Origin of the sequence: Streptomyces sp. NPDC005811 (genome assembly GCF_040630405.1) — a bacterium.
In the GTDB taxonomy this organism is placed as follows: Bacteria; Actinomycetota; Actinomycetes; order Streptomycetales; family Streptomycetaceae; genus Streptomyces.
Genome location: NZ_JBEXXK010000015.1, coordinates 97,647 through 114,315 on the forward strand (window position 1 = coordinate 97,647; position 16,669 = coordinate 114,315).

The window sequence follows — 16,669 nt, forward strand, 5'->3', positions numbered from 1 at the left end:
CCCGACGAGGCCGTCGCCCGCGCGGAGGCCGAGGCGGCCGAGTACTGCGAGGGCCTGGACGGCGTCGCGTACGTCCGTTTCGCCGAGTTCTACACGCTCGGCGCGGCCCCCGGCGAGGGCACGGAGGTCTTCTCCCTCATGCGCGAGAGCACTCTCCCGCCGGGGGAGTACGTAGAGCGCTTCTTCGCCACGGGCGCCGAACGGACGGGCGCCGAACGGACGGACGGCTGACGGGTCTTACGGCTGCGGCGCCGACAGGAGCCACACGGAGGTTGTCAGGGTCGTGCAGGCGAGGATGGCGGCCGGGGTGCCGGTCGGGCTCGGGCCCGTCATGACCACGCGCGGTCCGGCGGAGGCGGCCGCCTCGTGTCTGGGGGGTGCGGTTGTGCTGCGGAGCGGGCGGCTTACGGCTGTGGTGCCGACAGGAGCCACACGGAGGTTGTCAGGGTCGTGCAGGCGAGGACGGCGGTCGGGGTGCCGGTCGGGCTCGGGCCGGTCATGACCACGCGCGGTCCGGCGGAGGTGGCCGCCTCGTGTCTGGGGGGTGCGGTTGTGCTGCGGAGCGGGCGGCTTACGGCTGCGGCGCCGACAGGAGCCATACCGAGGTCGTCAGGGTCGTGCAGGCCAGGACGGCGGCCAGGGTGCCGGTCGGGCTCGGGCCGGTCATGACCACGCCCAGGACGAGGCCGAGGAGGGCGCCCAGCCCGGCGGAGGCGGCCGCCTCGTGCCAGGGGGGTGCGGCCGTGGTGCCGGGCGGGAGGACGAAGGCGTCGCGGAGGTCGGTGCGCATCGCGTCGTCGTCGAGGACGGCGCCGCTCGGCGGATGGTCGCGCAGCCGGCCCAGGGGGACCAGACGGGTCCCGTCGGGCAGGGTCACGACGGTGCGGCGGCCGGTGCCGTGCGCGGTGACCGGGAGCTCGGCCGGCGCCTCGTGCAGGGCCGGGTGCCACATCACCCGCTGCCAGCGGGTACGCCCCTCGGGGCCCGTCAGTTCCAGCCAGGTCCCCCGCGACGCGCGCCAGGCCGCCCGGCGGGTGCCGGTGCGCACCCGGGCCGTCGCCGGGCGGCCGGGCCGGCGGGCGGTCAGCCGGAAGCGCAGGCCCCGCCAGAGCCAGACCAGGGTCAGCGGCAGGGCCACGGCGGCGCCCAGGAGGACCGGGACGATCAGATCGTCCTCCTCGGCCGTCTCGTCCGGGTCGGCCGGGAAGCCCCGGGGGTCGTCGGCGGTGGGGTCGTAGGCGACCCGGAAGTCCGCGCCCTCGGCGTAACGGTCGGTGTCGTAGACGCCGAAGCGCTGCACATGGGTGCCGCCCGTGCCGTCCGTCCAGCGGACGCGGATGTCCAGGTCCTCGCCGATGCCGTCCTCGACGACCACGCCGGTGGCACGGGCCGTGGCCCGGTCCCGGGCGTCCAGGTAGCCGTCGGCGTGCAGGCCGAGCCAGCCGGCGAACAGGGCGTATCCGGCCAGGGTGACGGCGATGCCGAGGAGGGCCGCGCGCAGGGGGGTTCTCATGCGGGCGACTCCTTCGTGCTCTCCTTCGTGCTCTCCTTCGTGCTCTCCTTCGTGCTCTCCTTCGTGCTCTCCTTCGCGTACTCCTGCGTGTTCTCCTTCGCGCTCCGCAGGAGGGCGCGGGGGGCGGTCGGGTCCGCGGTCGTCAGGGCCTCGGCGAGCAGTGCGGTGAGGTCCACCGTCCGGCCGTCGGGGGACGCCAGGACCGTGTGCATCCAGCGGGTGGCGGGGGTCCAGCCGGCGGTCTGGAGGACCTCGGCCAGCGCTCCGGCCGTCGCCGCCGCGCAGACCCTGCGGGCCAGATGGGCGCGGGCGGCGCGGGGAACCCGGCGCAGGCCGGGCTCCAGCCGGCGGGCCAGCCCTCGCCAGGTGCCGTCCGCGAACGTGTCCAGGGCCGCGCCGGCCGCCGCCTCCGGGGTGTCGTGCCCGGTGGCCTTGAACAGCAGGGCCGTACGGGGGTCGTCGTCGAGGCCGCGCAGTTCGTCGGCGGGCAGGTCGAGCAGCCGTACCGCCTCCAGGTCGTCCTCGCCCTGGCCGTCCTGGTGGGTGAGGCGCTGGACGCACCAGCGGGCGATCTCCGGTGCGTCGCGCAGCGGGACGGGGCTGTCGCCGTACGTTCCCGTGCCCGGGAGCGCGGGCAGGGCGGCCAGGCGGACCGGCTCGGGCGGGTGGTCGGCCGCCGCGTACGGGTCGACCGCGTCCTCGTCGGCGGCGGCGAGGGCGGCCCGGTGGGCCACGTGCGGGTCGGCGAGGGCGGCGTCGAGGGCGTCGTAGAAGTCCTCGGGCCAGGCGTCCCGTTCGGCGAGGTCGGCCAGCCAGGGTTCGCCGAGGCCCTCGAAGACCGCGTGCAGCCGGACGGTCCGCCGCAGGGCCGCCGCCGTGGCGTCGGTGCCGGCGATCCGGGCCGCGTCGGCGTCGGCGGACGTCTCCGCCCGCCAGAAGTCGGGCTGGGAGGCGCGCAGCAGGGGCGCGGCCAGGGGCGCCAGCGGGCGGACGGGGGCGTCCAGGCGGTCGGCGAGGCGGGCGCGGGCGTACCGCAGGAGGGTGGCGCGGCGGCTCTCCACATGGCGCTGGTGGGCCAGCTCATGGGCGACGACGGAGGCGAGTTCGGCCTCCGTGAGGGTGCGGATCAGCGGCAGGCCCAGGAAGAGCACGTGGGTGCGCACCCCGCTGACCCGGGCCCGGGTCAGGAACGCCTCGACGTCGGGGACGATCCGGACCAGGAGGGGCGCGCGGAAGCCAAGGCGGTCGGCCACGTCCCGGACGAGCGCGGCCAGTGCGGGTTCGTCGTCGGGGCGCACGGCCCGGCCGGGCAGGGGGCCGCGGTCCCGGGCGACGGCGCCGGTGATGCCGAACCAGAACAGCACGAGGGGGGTGAACGCCGACCAGTCCGGGCCCCAGAGCAGACAGACGGTGAGCAGGGCCGCGCAGGCGACGGCCGTGGGGAGCAGCGCGACGGTCAGCAGGGCGGCGGCCAGCAGCCACTGCCGGGCGGCGGTGTGCCGCGGGGGAGGTTCCGGTAGGGGGGTGTCCATGTGAGGGGGTTCCCGTCGCGCGCGCCTGGGTGCAGGAGGTCGGCGGATTCTGACACATGGGCACCCACCGGGGGCACCTCAGTTCCGTACGACCTCCGTCCCGCACCGCAGCCGGCGGTCCGTCCCCGCCTCGCGCACCGGGCCCGTCAGCCGCAGCCGGGCCGTCTCCCGCACCAGCGCGCTGGACGTGCCCAGCCGCAGTTCCAGCTCGCCCGGTTCGACGATCCGGCGTCCCGCGCGGTCGGTGAAGGCGGACAGGTCGGTGTGGAAGCGGAAGGTGACCCGGGCGGACTCGCCGTCGGCGAGGTCGAGCCGCTGGTAGCCGATCAGCCGTACGTCGGGGCGGGTCACGCTCGCCACCGGGTCGTGCAGATAGAGCTGGACGACCTCGGTGCCCGGCCGGGGACCGGTGTTGCGGACGGTGACGGACAGGTCGTACGAGCCGTCCGTGCCGATCTCCTTCTCCGGGCCGCCGGTGAAGTCCTCCCAGGTGAAGGAGGTGTACGAGTGGCCGTGGCCGAAGGGGTACAGCGGGGTCGGGTCCAGGCTGCTGACCTCGCCCGCCAGGCCCAGCGGCGGCTGGAGGTAGGTCCAGGGCTGGCCGCCGGGCAGGCGCGGCACGCTGACCGGGAGACGGCCGGAGGGGTTGAGGCGGCCCGACAGCACGCCGGCCACCGCCGGGCCGCCCTCCTCCCCCGGGAAGAAGGCCTGGACGACCGCGCCGAGCCGCCCGTGCCAGCGGCCGAGCGCGTAGGGGCGGCCGGTGAGCAGGACCAGGACGACGGGGACGCCCGTCGCGACCAGCGCGTCCAGCAGGTCGCCCTGGACGCCGGGCAGGGTCAGGTCGGCCACGTCGCAGCCCTCGCCGGAGGTGCCCCGGCCGAACAGGCCCGCCCGGTCGCCGAGCACCGCCACGCACACGTCCGCCTCGGAGGCGCGCGCGATGGCCTCGGTGAAGCCGGAGGGGTCGGGGTCGGAGACCGGGCAGCCCTCGGTGAACGTCACCTTGGCGTCCGGGAGTTCGGTGCGCAGGGACTCCAGCAGGGTGGGGATCTCGATGCCGGTCTCCACCCCGGGGTGGTGGGGGAGGACATGGGAGGGGAAGGAGTAGCAGCCGAGCATCGCCAGGGCGTCCGCCGCCCGCGGGCCGACCACCGCGATCCTGGTGTCGGGGGCGAGGGGGAGGAGCCCTGCGGGGTTGTCCAGCAGGACCACCGACTCCTCCGCGAGCCGGCGGGCCAGCGCGCGGTTCGGGGCCGGGTCGAGGTCCACGGACTCCGGGTGCTCCGGCTGCCAGTCCTCGTCCAGCAGTCCCAGTTCGCACTTCTGGAGCAGGACCCGGCGGGCCGCCCGGTCGACCAGCTCCTCGGGGATCTCGCCCGCCCGGACCGCCGCGACCAGCGCCTCGCCGTAGTGCTTCACCGTGGGCAGCTCGACATCGATGCCGGCCTCCAGCGCGAGGTGCGCCGTCTCGGCGGGGGTGCCCGCGACCCGGTGCAGGGTCTGGAGGAAGCCGATGCCGAAGTAGTCGGCGACGACCGTGCCGGTGAACCCCCACTCCTCGCGCAGCAGACGGGTCAGCAGCTCCGGGTCGGCGGAGGCGGGGACGCCGTCGCGTTCGGTGTAGGCGGCCATCACCGAGCGGGCGCCGCCCTCGCGGAGCGCCATCTCGAACGGGGGGAGGGTGACGTCCGCGAACTCGCGGGTGCCCGCCCGCACCGGGGCCAGATTGCGGGCGCCGGCGGAGGAGGCGTACCCGGCGAAGTGCTTGAGGGTGGCGACGACCCCGGCGGACTCCAGGCCCCGGACATAGGCCGTGCCGACGGTGGCGACCAGGTAGGGGTCCTCGCCGATCGTCTCCTCGACCCGTCCCCAGCGCGGGTCGCGGACCACGTCCAGGACGGGGGCCAGGCCCTGGTGGACGCCGACCGCGCGCAGATCGCGGCCGATCGCCCGGCCCATCTCCTCGACCAGCGGCGGGTCGAAGGCGGCGCCCCAGGCCAGTGGGACCGGGTAGGCGGTGGCCCGCCAGGCGGTGAACCCGGCCAGGCACTCCTCGTGGGCGAGGGCCGGGATGCCGAAGCGGCCCGCCGCGGCGATCCGGCGCTGGGCGGCGGCCAGGGCGCGGGCGCCGGTCGACGGGTCGACGGGGGCGGTGCCGAAGGGACGGGTGAGCTGGCCGAGTCCCCGGGTGATCAGGTCGTCCCACGCGTAGTCGGCGGTCATGTCGTGCTGGTGCGGGGCGACGCCCCCGCCGTCCGTCGCGGCGCCGACCCACACGCCGTACAGCTGGGCGGTCCTCTCCTCCAGGGTCATCCGGGAGAGCAGGTCGTCGACTCGGGCGGCGGCGGGCAGAGCGCGGTCACGCCAGGGGGCGGTGGTCATGAAACTCCTGTCCCGGGGGATCCTGTCCCGAAGGATTCGAATGTTTCGTAACACACTTCGAATGTTCCGGGAACCTATGGTGCTGAGAGGGGTTAGTCAAGAGGCCGCGCGGGGATACGATCGCCGCCATGACACGCTCCGACCCCGCTGAAACGCGCCCGCAGACCGCCACGCTCGCGGAGATCGCCCGCGAGGCCGGTGTCTCGGCCCCGACTGTTTCGAAGGTCCTCAACGGCCGTGCCGACGTCGCCCCCGCGACCCGCACCCGTGTCGAGGAGCTGCTGCGCGCCCACGGCTACCGGCGACGGCGGGCCGAGGCGACCCGTTCGCCCCTGATCGACCTGGTCTTCCACGAGCTGGAGAGCGCCTGGGCGATGGAGGTCATCCGGGGCGTGGAGAACGTGGCGCGCGACGCCGGGCTGAGCGTCGTGCTGAGCGAGAGCGCCGGCCGGCTCACCCCCGGGCGGACCTGGGCCGACCAGGTCGCCGCCCGCCGCCCGCACGGGGTGGTGCTGGTGCTGTCCGGGCTCGACGAGTCCCAGCGGGCGCTGCTGACCAGCCGCACCATCCCGTTCGTGGTGATGGACCCGGCGGGCGACCCGGGGGCGGACGTGCCGTCGATCGGGGCCACCAACTGGCAGGGCGGGCTGGCCGCCACCCGGCATCTGGTGGAGCTGGGGCACCGGCGGATCGGGGCGATCAGCGGGCCCCCGCAGATGATGTGCAGCCGGGCCCGGATCGACGGCTACCGGGCCGCCCTGGAGACCGCCGGGCTGCCGGTCGAGCCGGCGCTGATCAAGACCGGCGACTTCCACCACGAGACCGGCTACCGGCTCGGCCGTGAGCTGCTCGACCGCCCCGACCGGCCCACCGCCGTCTTCGCCGGCAACGACCTCCAGGCCCTCGGCGTCTACGAGGCCGCCCGTGAGCTGGGACTGCGGATCCCGGAGGACGTCAGCGTGGTCGGCTTCGACGATCTGCCGGTGGCCCGCTGGGTGGGGCCGCCGCTGACGACCGTACGGCAGCCGCTGACCGAGATGGCGGAGGCGGCCGCCCGGCTGGTGCTGGAGCTGGGGCGGTCCACGGAGCAGGAGGCGCCGGCCGCGACCCGGGTGGAGCTGGCGACGAGTCTGGTGGTGCGGACGAGCACCGCGGCGCCGCCCCTGGCCGGAAGTTGACGTATTGACGGGTGTGGTGGGCGCCTCCACACTCCTCCGAAGTCAATCGGTTGCACGGCCGAAACTTTCGGAGGCACCCGCAATGAGATCTCTGAGAACAGGCCTGTCCCTGACCTCCCTCGTGACATCGCTCGTGGCGGGCTGCGCGCTGCTGCTCGCCGCCCCGGCCGCCCAGGCCGCCGACACGCCCCTGCGCGACCTCGGCGCCGCCAAGGGCAAGGTCGTCGGCACGGCGGTCACCGGCTCCAAGCTGACCGGCACCTACGGGGACCTCGCCGGGGCGCAGTTCTCCTCGCTGACCCCCGGCAACGCCATGAAGTGGGGCTCGGTGGAGCCGACCCAGGGCTCCTTCAACTGGACCGAGGCCGACCAGATCGTGGCGTTCGCGCAGGCCCACAACCAGCAGGTGCGCGGCCACACCCTGGTCTGGCACAGCCAGAACCCGAGCTGGCTGACGAACGGCAGCTGGACCTCCGCCCAGCTCAGCACCCTGCTGCAGAACCACATCAGCACCGAGGTGGGCCGCTACAAGGGGAAACTCGCCGCCTGGGACGTCGTCAACGAGCCCTTCAACGAGGACGGCACCTACCGCTCGACCCTCTGGTACAACGGCCTCGGCGCCGACTACATCGCGAACGCGCTGACCTGGGCGCGGGCCGCCGACCCGGCCGCGAAGCTCTACATCAACGACTACAACGTGGAGGGCGTCAACGCGAAGTCGACCGCCCTCTACAACCTGGTCAAGTCGCTCAAGGACCGGGGCGTCCCGATCGACGGGGTCGGCCTCCAGGCCCACCTCATCCTCGGACAGGTCCCGGCGACCTTCCAGCAGAACATCCAGCGCTTCGCCGACCTCGGCGTGGACGTGGCGATCACCGAGCTGGACATCCGGATGACCCTGCCCTCCGACAGCGCCAAACTCGCCCAGCAGAAGGCCGACTACAAGGCGGTCACCGCCGCCTGCGTGGCGGTCGCGCGCTGTGTGAACCTCACCGTCTGGGGCTTCACCGACTCCGACTCCTGGGTGGAGAGCACCTTCCCGGGGCAGGGCGCGGCGACGCCGTACGACGCGAACTACGCGCCGAAACCGGCGTACTACGGCATCGCGGAAGCGCTCGGCGGGACGAGCACGCCCCCGCCGACCGGCGCGTGCACGGCTTCGTACAGCGTGGGCAGTCAGTGGAACACCGGGTTCACCGGGAACGTGACGATCTCCTGCTCGGGTGCCTCGCTGTCGTCCTGGAAGGTGACCTGGACGTACGGCGCCGGGCAGCAGATCACCCAGGCCTGGAACGCCGGCTGCACCCAGTCGGGGGCGGCCGTGTCCTGTGTGAACGCCTCGTACAACGGGACCGTGCCGGACGGGGGTTCGGTGAGCTTCGGGTTCAACGCGAGCTGGAGCGGGAGCAATCCCGTGCCGACGGTGACGCTGGGCTGAGAATCGTGAGATTTTCACGAGAAATCCCGGTCGGGCCCGCCGTCCTAACAGTCCGCTAATAATCCGCACTTACGTTCCTCCCCGTGACGCGACACGAGGAGCACGGCGAAGACGGCAGAAGAACGGGCCGGCGGTCCACAGTGCTGAGGGCCGCCGGCCTCACCCTGGCCGCCGCCCTGGTGCTGGGCATCGGGACGGCGGGCTGGGCCTACTGGCACCTCAACGACAACATCAGAAGCGTCGACATCGACCAGGCGCTCGGCGACAACCGCCCGGCGAAGTCGGTCACCACCCCGACCGCGTCCGCCTCGGCGTCCGCTTCCCCGCTGCCCACCGAGGCGATCAACATCCTCGTCCTGGGCTCGGACTCGCGCAGCGGCGAGGAGAACCAGGAACTCGGCGGCGGCGACAGCTCCGGGGCCCGCTCCGACACGGCGATGGTCGTGCACATCGACGCGGGCCGCACCAGCGCGACCGTGGTCAGCATCCCGCGCGACACCCTCGTCACCCGCCCGTCCTGCCCGCTGTCCTCGGGCGGTACGTCGGCGGTGGCGTACGGCGTGATGTTCAACTCCGCCTACTCGCTGGGCGGGCCGGTCTGCGCGGTGAAGACCGTCGAGTCGATCACGAACGTCCGGATGGACCACTACATCGAGGTCGACTTCTCCGGCTTCGCCAAGCTGGTGAACGCGCTCGGCGGGGTCACCGTCACCACCGACGAGGACATCGACGACGACGACAGCCACCTCCACCTCGCGGCCGGCACCCACCACCTGAACGGCAAGCAGGCCCTCGCCCTCGCCCGCACCCGGCACGGCATAGGCGACGGCAGCGACCTCGGCCGCATCGGCCTCCAGCAGAAACTGGTGAAGGCCCTGCTGGAACAGATCGCCTCCACGAACCTGCTGACCAGCCCCACCGAGCTGTACGGGGTCGCCGACGCGATCACCGGCAGCCTCACCACCGACACCGGTCTGAACTCCCTCTCCGAACTGACGGAACTCGGCCAGAGCCTGAAGGGCCTCACGGCCGACGAGGTCAAAACCCTCACCATGCCGGTGGTCACGGCCCCCTCCGACCCCAACAGGGTGATCGCCGAGGAACCGGCGGCGAGCAAGCTCTGGAAGTCCCTGAAGTGAGCCGGAGAGAGGCCGTCTTGAGCCAGCCGGGCCCACGGGGTCGGACCGCACGGGGCACGGTGATCGCTCCCCGGGGATCGCGCCGTTCGCGGCGACCGTCGCGGTGGACGCCGGCCTCCTGGGGGTCGCGCCCGAGGAGACCGGTATGGCCTCCGGGCTGCTCGACAGCTCCCGCCAGGTCGGCGGGGCCGTCGGGCTCGGAGTGCCGGCGACCGTCGTGGCGGCGCGGGACGGCGCGGGCGGCCGCGGGGGCTCGTCGAGGGGTACACGGCCGTGTCGGCGGTGGGGGCGGGTGCCGCCGTCGCGCTGTCGCGGAGACCCCTCCCACCTGCGCCGACGCGCGCCGCGGAGAATTCTCCGGAAAAATTCGGCGAGGGTGTCGATCCGGTCGGCTCCCGTTCGACGCAGGGGTGAGAGGCCGGGAAGGGACCGGTCGCCGTGAGATACGAGGAGTCGTCATGCCCCGTTACCTGTCGCTCGTGAAGATCGACGAGAACTCCGCCCCCGCCGAGGGCCCCAGCCCCGAGCTGATGCAGCGGATGGGCGAGCTGATCGAGGAGGTCACCAAGGCCGGCGTCATGCTCGACACCGCCGGGCTGCTGCCCTCCGCGCAGGGCACCCGGGTGCACTGGGAGGGCGGGCGGATCTCCGTCACCGACGGGCCGTTCACCGAGGCCAAGGAGGTCGTCGGCGGGTACGCGATCATGCAGTGCAAGGACCGCGCCGAGGCCATCGAGTGGGCCACCCGGTTCCTGAAGGTGCACGAGGAGTTCTGGACCGTCACCTGCGAGGTGCGGGAGATCGCCGAGGGATGAGCCCGTCCGCTGTGCGGACCCGCGGCCAGGGTGTTCGATGGTGGGTTGTGGAACCACAACCCGCCACCGACCCCCGGACCGCCATCGAGACCGTCTTCCGCCTGGAGTTCCCCCGGGTCGTCGCCGCCGTCACCCGGGTCGTCCGGGACGTCGGCATCGCCGAGGAACTCGCGCAGGACGCCCTGGTCGCCGCACTGGAGCAGTGGCCCCGCGACGGCGTCCCGGACCGGCCCGGCGCCTGGCTCACCGCCGCCGCCCGGCACCGCGCCGTCGACCTGGTCCGCCGCCGGGAGAACTACGCCCGCAAGCTCCAGGAGATCGGCCGCACCCTGGAGGACACGCCCCCGCCGCAGGAACCGCAGGACCCGGACGCCATCGACGACGACCTGCTCCGGCTCGTCTTCACCACCTGCCACCCGGTGCTGTCCCCGGAGGCCCGCACCGCCCTCACCCTGCGCCTCCTCGGTGGTCTGACCACGGCCGAGATCGCCCGCGCCTACCTGGTCCCCGAGCCCACCGTCGCCCAGCGCGTCGTCCGGGCCAAGCGGACCCTCGCCACCAGGAACGTCGCCTTCGAGGTGCCGTACGGCCCCGACCGCGAGGCCCGGCTCGGCTCGGTCCTCGACGTCATCTACCTGATCTTCAACGAGGGCTACGCGGCCACCGCGGGCGACGACTGGCTGCGCCCGGCGCTGTGCGAGGACGCCCTGCGGCTCGCCCGGCAGCTCGCCGCGCTGATGCCCAAGGAGCCCGAGGTGCACGGACTGGTCTCCCTGCTGGAGTTCCAGGCCGCCCGCACCGCCGCCCGCACCGCCCCCGACGGCACCCCCGTCCTCCTGAAGGACCAGAACCGGCGCCGCTGGAACCGCATGCTCATCGCCCGCGGCATCACCGCCCTGGACCGCGCGAACGCCACCTCCGCCGGAGCCCCGGGTCCGTACGCCCTCCAGGCCGCCATCGCCGCCTGCCACGCCCACGCCCTCACCTACGAGGACACCGACTGGACCGCCATCGCCACCCTCTACGCGCTGCTGGCCGCCCGCGCCCCGTCCCCGGTCGTCGAACTCAACCGCGCGGTCGCCGTCTCCATGGCCGACGGCCCGGGCCCCGCCCTGGAGATCGTCGACACCCTCGCCGACGAGCCCGCGCTGAGCGGCTACCACCTGCTGCCCAGCGTCCGCGGCGACCTGCTGCTGCGCCTCGGGCGCACGGCGGAGGCGCGGGCCGAGTTCACGCGGGCGGCGGCCCTGGCCCGCAACGAACGGGAGCGGGAGCTGCTGCTGGCCCGGGCGGCCCGGTGCGAAACGTAACTCTGTTCCTGTCTCGTCCAGTTGACCACTAAAGTGTGCGAGCCGCTGTGAAGCGGCTGTGACGTGTGATCCCTGGGGGGACGACAACTTGAGAATGTTCACGCGCCGCCGTGCCGCGGCGCTCGCCACCGCGGCCGCGCTCGCCGCCGTGGGCACCCTGGCGACCGCGCCGGGTGCCGCCGCCGACGACGCGGGCCCCTGGCCCGGCACCGAGGGACGGATCCTCAACGACGGCGGACTGCTGATCGACCCGGCCACCGGCGCGGGCACCGTGATCCCGAACGTGGACTCCTACCCCGCCTGGGCACCCGACGGCAGCCGGCTGGTCAGCGCCGGGAGCCAGGTCTCCAGCATCCGCGCCGGCGGCAGCGGGAAGATCACCCTGCCTCGCGCGGTGGGCGTGCGCTCCAGCGCCCCGTACGAGGACCTGGCCTTCTGGTGGGGCGGCCGGTACGTCGTCTTCGCCACCGGCGGCCAGCTCGTCCACGGCCCCTCCGACGGCTCGTGGGCGCCCCGCCCGCTGCTGACGGCGGCCCAGGAACCCGCCTCCGTCTGCGACAGCGAGCCGACGGTGAGCGTGGGCGGTCTGCTCGCCTTCGAGCGCCGCACGGGCGGCTGCACCGGCACGCCCGGTGTGTACGTCTTCGACGGCACCGCGCAGACCGTCAAGCGCGTCCTGGCCGACGCCGAGCAGCCCGCCTACTCGCCGGACGGCACCAGGCTCGCCTTCGTCCGCAAGGACACCGACGGCAACCCGCAGCTCTTCACGGCGAAGGCCGACGGCACCGACGTCAAGCAGCTCACCACCGGCCCGAACCGGTACGCCAACCCGTCCTGGTCACCCACCGGCACCCGGATCGTCCTCGACGCCCACACCTCGCCGAACAGCGACGACGTGCACACCCTCGCGTCCGTGGACGTGGCGACCGGCACGCTCACCCCGCTCACGGACGCCTCGCGCAGCACCTCGGTCAACAACCCCGGCTACCAGCCGCTGCGCAAGAACAGCACCGTCCGGGTGTGGGGCAGCGACGCCTACGCCACCAACATCGCCTCCTCCCGCTGGACCTGGAACACCCTCGGACAGAGCGTGCCGGGCCTGATGAACGCCAGGTCCGCCGTCCTGGTCAACCGCGACGACGCCGCCTACTCCCTCACCGCGCCCGCCCTGGCCGGCAAGAAGGCCGGGCCGGTGCTGATGACCCCGAAGACGGGGCTGTCGGCCGCGGTGAAGAAGGAACTCGGGCGGATGCTGCCGAAGGGGAAGACCGTCTACCTGGTCGGCGGCACGTCCGTCCTGACCGGCACGGTCGCCACGCAGCTCAAGACCCTCGGCTACGTCCCCAAGCGGCTGTCGGGCGCCGACCGCTACGCGACCTCCGTCGCCGTCGCGAAGGCCGTCAGCACCGCCCCCAAGTACGTCTTCCTGGCCGGCGGCTCCGAGGTCCGCGCCGCCCTCTCGGCGGCCGCCGCGGCCGGCGCCGACGGCACCGCGAGCGCGGGCAGCGTGGTCCTCACCCAGGGCAACAAGCTGACGGCGTCGGTGAAGGCGTACCTGAACAGCCTGAACCCCGACAAGACGACGGTCATCACGGTCGGCTCGGCGGCGAAGTACGCCCTCACCCACACGAGCTACTCGCGGTGGCCGTCGACGTACACCTACTACCCGATCGGGGGCGCCAACGACGCGGCGATCTCCGTCAACATCGCCAAGTTCTGGTGGACCGCGCCGAACCTGGCCGCCCTCACCTACACCGGCACCTGGCGGGACGGCGCCTCGGCGGCCGGCGCCTTCAACGTCTTCGGCCCCCTGCTGTGGACGTCCCGGCCCGCCCTGTCGAGCGAGGTCAACAGCTATCTGGCGCGCGAGTCCGCGAGCGTCGGCTCGGTGGCCGCCTTCGGCACCACCGGCTCGGTCACCACGGGCGCGCTGAACACCGTGGGCGCCTCGATCAGCGCGGGCAGCAGGTACTTCGACTACCGGCCGTACTACAACGGCATCGTCCCGGCCGGCGCGCGGACCGCGCTGAGCGCCGGTGCGGGTGCCGGGAGCGCCGACGCGCTGCCGCCGCGCTCCGGTCCGACGGGCGCCGACCCGCACCTGGACGACCTCGGGACGCGTCAGAAGCAGTAGCGGCCCTCAGGCGGCGGGGGCTCCGAGCAGCATCGTCGGGGCCCCGGCCACCCGGGTGAGGAACACGGTCACCGCGTGCGGCCCGTGCCCCTTCGGCAGCACCTTGCGGCGCAGCTCCTCCGGCTCCACCGCCGAGCCGCGCTTCTTCACGGTCAGGATCCCCACCCCCCGCTCCCGCAGCAGCGCCTTCAACTTCTTCACGTTGAACGGGAGCTGGTCGGTGATCTCGTAGGCGGTGGCGTACGGGGTCGGGCGGAGGGTGTCGGCCGTGATGTACGCGATGGTCTCGTCGACCAGCCCGCCGTCCAGCTCCCGGGCCACCTCGGCGACCAGATGGGCGCGGATGACGGCGCCGTCCGGCTCGTAGAGATAGCGGCCGAGGGGCCGTACGTCCGGGTTCGGCAGACCGGTGCCGAGCAGGGTGCGCGGCCCGGGCAGCAGCGTCGCCCGTACGGCCCCCGGCGCGGTGCCGAACCACAGCACCGCCTCCTTCACGTCCCCGCCGTCCGAGATCCATTCCGCCTCGGCCTCCGCCGGGACCGCCTCGTGCGGCACGCCGGGCGCGATCTTCAGCGCGGCCCGGGGCGCGGCGAGCGCGGCGCCGACCGCCCAGGACAGTGGCGGCGAGTAGGCCTCGGGATCGAAGATCCGCCCGCGCCCGCCCCGCCGCGCCGGGTCCACGAACACGGCGTCGTAGCCGCTCGTGTCCACCTCGGTGACATCGGCCTCCCGTACGTCGATCAGCTCGGCGAGTCCCAGCGCCTCGGCGTTGGCCCGGGCGGCCGCCGCCGTCAGCGGGTCCCGGTCCACGGCCAGCACCCGGATGCCCGCGCGGGCCAGTGCGATCGCGTCGCCGCCGATCCCGCAGCACAGGTCGGCCACCGAGGTCACGCCCTGCTCCCTGAGGCGTGCGGCCCGGTACGCCGCCACACTCGCCCGCGTCGACTGCTCCACCCCGGCGGGTGTGAAGAACATCCGCCCGGCGTCCTCGGCCCCGAACTTCACCACCGCCCGCTGCCGCAGCCGCGCCTGCCCGAGGGCCGCCGACACCAGCTCGGCGGGATGCTCACGGCGCAGCCGTGTGGCGACGGCGAGTTCGTCGGAGGGGGCGGTCCCCCGTACGGCATCGAGCAGAGCGAGGCCTTCGGGGGTGAGGAGGGGGGCGAGGTCGGTCACTCGGTCATTGTCGGTCAGGGGAGCGGGTGGTGCGGCGTCGGCCGGTGATCTTGTCCGGCCGGCGGTCCTGGTGTGGGCCGGCCGGGGGACCGTGGGGCCTCGGCGGCGGTGTCGGGGCGGGGCGCGGGGGCCGGGCTGGGAAGATCCGGCGCCATGGGAGTTGTCGTACAAAACGATAAAAATAGCGCCTCTCGGGTCAGGCTGCGGGGCGGTATCGCGCTGCTGGTTCTCACCGCGATCGTGGCGGGCTGCGGGGAGGGCGGCGACCCCGAGGGCAGCGACCCGGCCCCCGGACAGCAGGCCGGACAGCAGGCCGGGCTGCAGGTCGGCCAGGCCGCACCCCCGGTCCGGGCGCTGCACTCGTACGCGGAACGGCTGCGCGCCGAGCAGGCGGCCCGGGTCGCCGCGGCCCGGCGCTGGGGCCTCAGGCAGGTCCCGCTCACCCCGCCGCCCCCGCCCGCGAAGAAGCCCCGGATCACCACCCGGGACGGCTTCGAGGTGCGCGACCACGAGGAACTCGGCCTCCCGCCCGTCTTCACCTCGGTCCCCACCCGGGACAAGGTCGTCTTCCTCACCATCGACGACGGCGCCGAGAAGGACCCGCGGTTCCTGCGGATGATGAGCGAGCTGAGGATCCCGTACACCGCCTTCCTCAGCGACTACCTCATCAGCGACGACTACCCGTACTTCACGAAGATGCAGGCCGCCGGGGTGACCCTGAACAACCACACCCTCCACCACCCCTATCTGCCCGCCCTGTCCTACCGGCGGCAGAAGCACGAGATCTGCGGCATGCAGACGGTGCTCGGCGAGCGCTACGGCAGACGCCCGGTCCTCTTCCGGCCGCCCTACGGCAACTACAACCGCGACACGCTGATCGCCGCGAAGTCCTGCGGGGTGACGTACGCCCCACTCTGGGACGAGGAGGTCTTCGTCGACCACTGGGAGTACCGAGAGTGGGACCGCGACCTGCACCCCGGCGACATCGTCCTGAGCCACTTCCGCGGCCGGGGCGACTGGAAGGGCACCATGCCCGACATGGTCCGCCGGTTCCTGAACAAGGTCACCGCACAGGGGTACGCGGTGGCACGTCTGGAGGACTACCTGTGAGGACGCGGGGGCTGATCGCCGTACTGCTGGCGCTGGCGGTGACGGCGCTGACCGGCTGCGCCCAGTCCGTCGACCCGATCGAACGCCTGGGCAAGAAGGCCGCCCAACGGGTGCGCCCCCTCTCCCACGGCCCGGGCAGCCCCGGCAGCCCCGGCAGCGCGGGCCGCTCCGGCCAGCAGCCGCTCCCCCCGGTCGTCGACCACGTCCCCACCCACGACAAGGTCGTCTTCCTCACCTACGACGACGGTGCCGAACGCGACCCCCGCTTCATCGACCTGGTCCGCGAACTCCGCCTCCCCGTCAGCGTGTTCCTCACCGACAGCGTGGTCGGCCCCGGCTACGGCCACTTCGCCCGGCTGCGCTCGGTCGGCGCCACCCTGGAGAACCACACCCTCGACCACGCGGCCCTGCGCGGACTGCCGTACGCCGGCCAGCGCGCCGAGATCTGCGGCCAGCAGGAGAAACTCCACGCCCGCTTCGGCCTGCGTCCCCGCTTGTTCCGCCCGCCCTACGGCGCGTACGACAGCACCACCCTGCGCGCCGCCGCCGACTGCGGCATCACCGCCGTCGTCCTCTGGCGCGCCGCGATGGGCCCCGCCGGCCTCACCTACCCGCACGGCACCCCCGGTCTGCGCCCCGGCGACATCGTCGCCCTGGACCCGGACGAGTCCACCGACCCCAGCCTGCGCGAACGCACCACGGAACTGCTGCGGGTGCTGCGGGAGCGGGGCCTGACGGTGGGGAAACTGGAGGACTACCTGTAGGGCGAATCGGCCCGGGCAAATCGGCCGACGCGCCACGGGATTAGCAGTCCGCTTGACCGAGTGCTAATCGCGGTCATAGTCTCGGCTCTGGCACTCCCCACTGGAGAGTGCCAACAACGCGACGGGCAGGTCCGGCACCCGCGACGACGGATCCACCTGGTCGCCACCTCAGACA

Annotated in this window: 12 protein-coding genes; 8 read left to right on the forward strand and 4 right to left on the reverse strand. The window is 73.6% G+C overall.

Annotated features, from left to right (window positions below):
* Positions 1 to 571: 571 nt before the first annotated feature.
* From ABZ490_RS18175 to ABZ490_RS18185, 3 genes are all read right to left on the reverse strand, one after another.
* Positions 572 to 1,513, reverse strand: coding sequence for a hypothetical protein (locus ABZ490_RS18175; RefSeq protein WP_358990727.1), 942 nt, complete (start codon positions 1,511 to 1,513; stop codon positions 572 to 574).
* Positions 1,510 to 3,045 (reverse strand): M48 family metallopeptidase, encoded by a 1,536-nt coding sequence (locus ABZ490_RS18180; RefSeq protein ID WP_358990730.1) that lies wholly within the window; start codon positions 3,043 to 3,045, stop codon positions 1,510 to 1,512. Before ABZ490_RS18180 ends, ABZ490_RS18175 begins: the two co-directional genes overlap by 4 nt.
* Before the next feature lie 78 nt (positions 3,046 to 3,123).
* Entirely contained in the window at positions 3,124 to 5,430 is a 2,307-nt protein-coding gene (locus tag ABZ490_RS18185) for a glycoside hydrolase family 3 N-terminal domain-containing protein (protein ID WP_358990734.1), read from the reverse strand.
* Between the two features lie 128 nt (positions 5,431 to 5,558).
* Here ABZ490_RS18185 and ABZ490_RS18190 point away from each other — a divergent pair, with 128 nt between their 5' ends.
* From ABZ490_RS18190 to ABZ490_RS18215, 6 genes are all read left to right on the forward strand, one after another.
* Positions 5,559 to 6,608 carry a LacI family DNA-binding transcriptional regulator gene (locus ABZ490_RS18190; RefSeq protein WP_358990737.1) on the forward strand — a complete coding sequence of 350 codons (1,050 nt, stop codon included), beginning with the start codon at positions 5,559 to 5,561 and terminating at the stop codon, positions 6,606 to 6,608.
* A gap of 82 nt (positions 6,609 to 6,690) precedes the next feature.
* The gene (locus tag ABZ490_RS18195; protein ID WP_358990740.1) at positions 6,691 to 8,046 is read left to right on the forward strand and encodes an endo-1,4-beta-xylanase; all 1,356 of its coding nucleotides are present in this window, start codon (positions 6,691 to 6,693) and stop codon (positions 8,044 to 8,046) included.
* Between the two features lie 83 nt (positions 8,047 to 8,129).
* Complete coding sequence (locus ABZ490_RS18200; RefSeq protein WP_358990743.1) at positions 8,130 to 9,185, forward strand: LCP family protein; 1,056 nt, start codon at positions 8,130 to 8,132, stop codon at positions 9,183 to 9,185.
* 458 nt (positions 9,186 to 9,643) lie between these two features.
* Positions 9,644 to 10,000: a YciI family protein gene (locus ABZ490_RS18205; protein ID WP_358990745.1), complete on the forward strand. Its 357-nt coding sequence runs from the start codon at positions 9,644 to 9,646 to the stop codon at positions 9,998 to 10,000.
* A gap of 47 nt (positions 10,001 to 10,047) precedes the next feature.
* A complete protein-coding gene (locus tag ABZ490_RS18210; RefSeq protein WP_358990748.1) occupies positions 10,048 to 11,310 on the forward strand; it encodes a sigma-70 family RNA polymerase sigma factor in 1,263 nt (420 codons plus the stop codon).
* A 94-nt stretch (positions 11,311 to 11,404) separates the two neighbouring features.
* Positions 11,405 to 13,444: a cell wall-binding repeat-containing protein gene (locus ABZ490_RS18215; protein ID WP_358990954.1), complete on the forward strand. Its 2,040-nt coding sequence runs from the start codon at positions 11,405 to 11,407 to the stop codon at positions 13,442 to 13,444.
* Positions 13,445 to 13,450: 6 nt separating this feature from the next.
* On the opposite strand, the gene ABZ490_RS18220 is transcribed toward ABZ490_RS18215, so the two are convergent.
* Entirely contained in the window at positions 13,451 to 14,620 is a 1,170-nt protein-coding gene (locus ABZ490_RS18220) for a methyltransferase domain-containing protein (RefSeq protein WP_358990751.1), read from the reverse strand.
* Positions 14,621 to 14,773: 153 nt separating this feature from the next.
* On the opposite strand from ABZ490_RS18220, the gene ABZ490_RS18225 reads away from it, so the two are divergent.
* Positions 14,774 to 15,730, forward strand: coding sequence for a polysaccharide deacetylase family protein (locus tag ABZ490_RS18225; protein ID WP_358990754.1), 957 nt, complete (start codon positions 14,774 to 14,776; stop codon positions 15,728 to 15,730).
* The gene (locus tag ABZ490_RS18230; protein ID WP_358990757.1) at positions 15,727 to 16,494 is read left to right on the forward strand and encodes a polysaccharide deacetylase family protein; all 768 of its coding nucleotides are present in this window, start codon (positions 15,727 to 15,729) and stop codon (positions 16,492 to 16,494) included. Before ABZ490_RS18225 ends, ABZ490_RS18230 begins: the two co-directional genes overlap by 4 nt.
* Positions 16,495 to 16,669 lie beyond the last annotated feature (175 nt).

Coding starts and splice junctions, on each gene's coding strand:
- ABZ490_RS18175 (WP_358990727.1), bottom strand. CDS start 1,513: ATGAGAACCCCCCTGCGCGCGGCCCTCCTCGGCATCGCCGTCACCCTG.
- ABZ490_RS18180 (WP_358990730.1), bottom strand. CDS start 3,045: ATGGACACCCCCCTACCGGAACCTCCCCCGCGGCACACCGCCGCCCGG.
- ABZ490_RS18185 (WP_358990734.1), bottom strand. CDS start 5,430: ATGACCACCGCCCCCTGGCGTGACCGCGCTCTGCCCGCCGCCGCCCGA.
- ABZ490_RS18190 (WP_358990737.1), top strand. CDS start 5,559: ATGACACGCTCCGACCCCGCTGAAACGCGCCCGCAGACCGCCACGCTC.
- ABZ490_RS18195 (WP_358990740.1), top strand. CDS start 6,691: ATGAGATCTCTGAGAACAGGCCTGTCCCTGACCTCCCTCGTGACATCG.
- ABZ490_RS18205 (WP_358990745.1), top strand. CDS start 9,644: ATGCCCCGTTACCTGTCGCTCGTGAAGATCGACGAGAACTCCGCCCCC.
- ABZ490_RS18215 (WP_358990954.1), top strand. CDS start 11,405: ATGTTCACGCGCCGCCGTGCCGCGGCGCTCGCCACCGCGGCCGCGCTC.
- ABZ490_RS18225 (WP_358990754.1), top strand. CDS start 14,774: ATGGGAGTTGTCGTACAAAACGATAAAAATAGCGCCTCTCGGGTCAGG.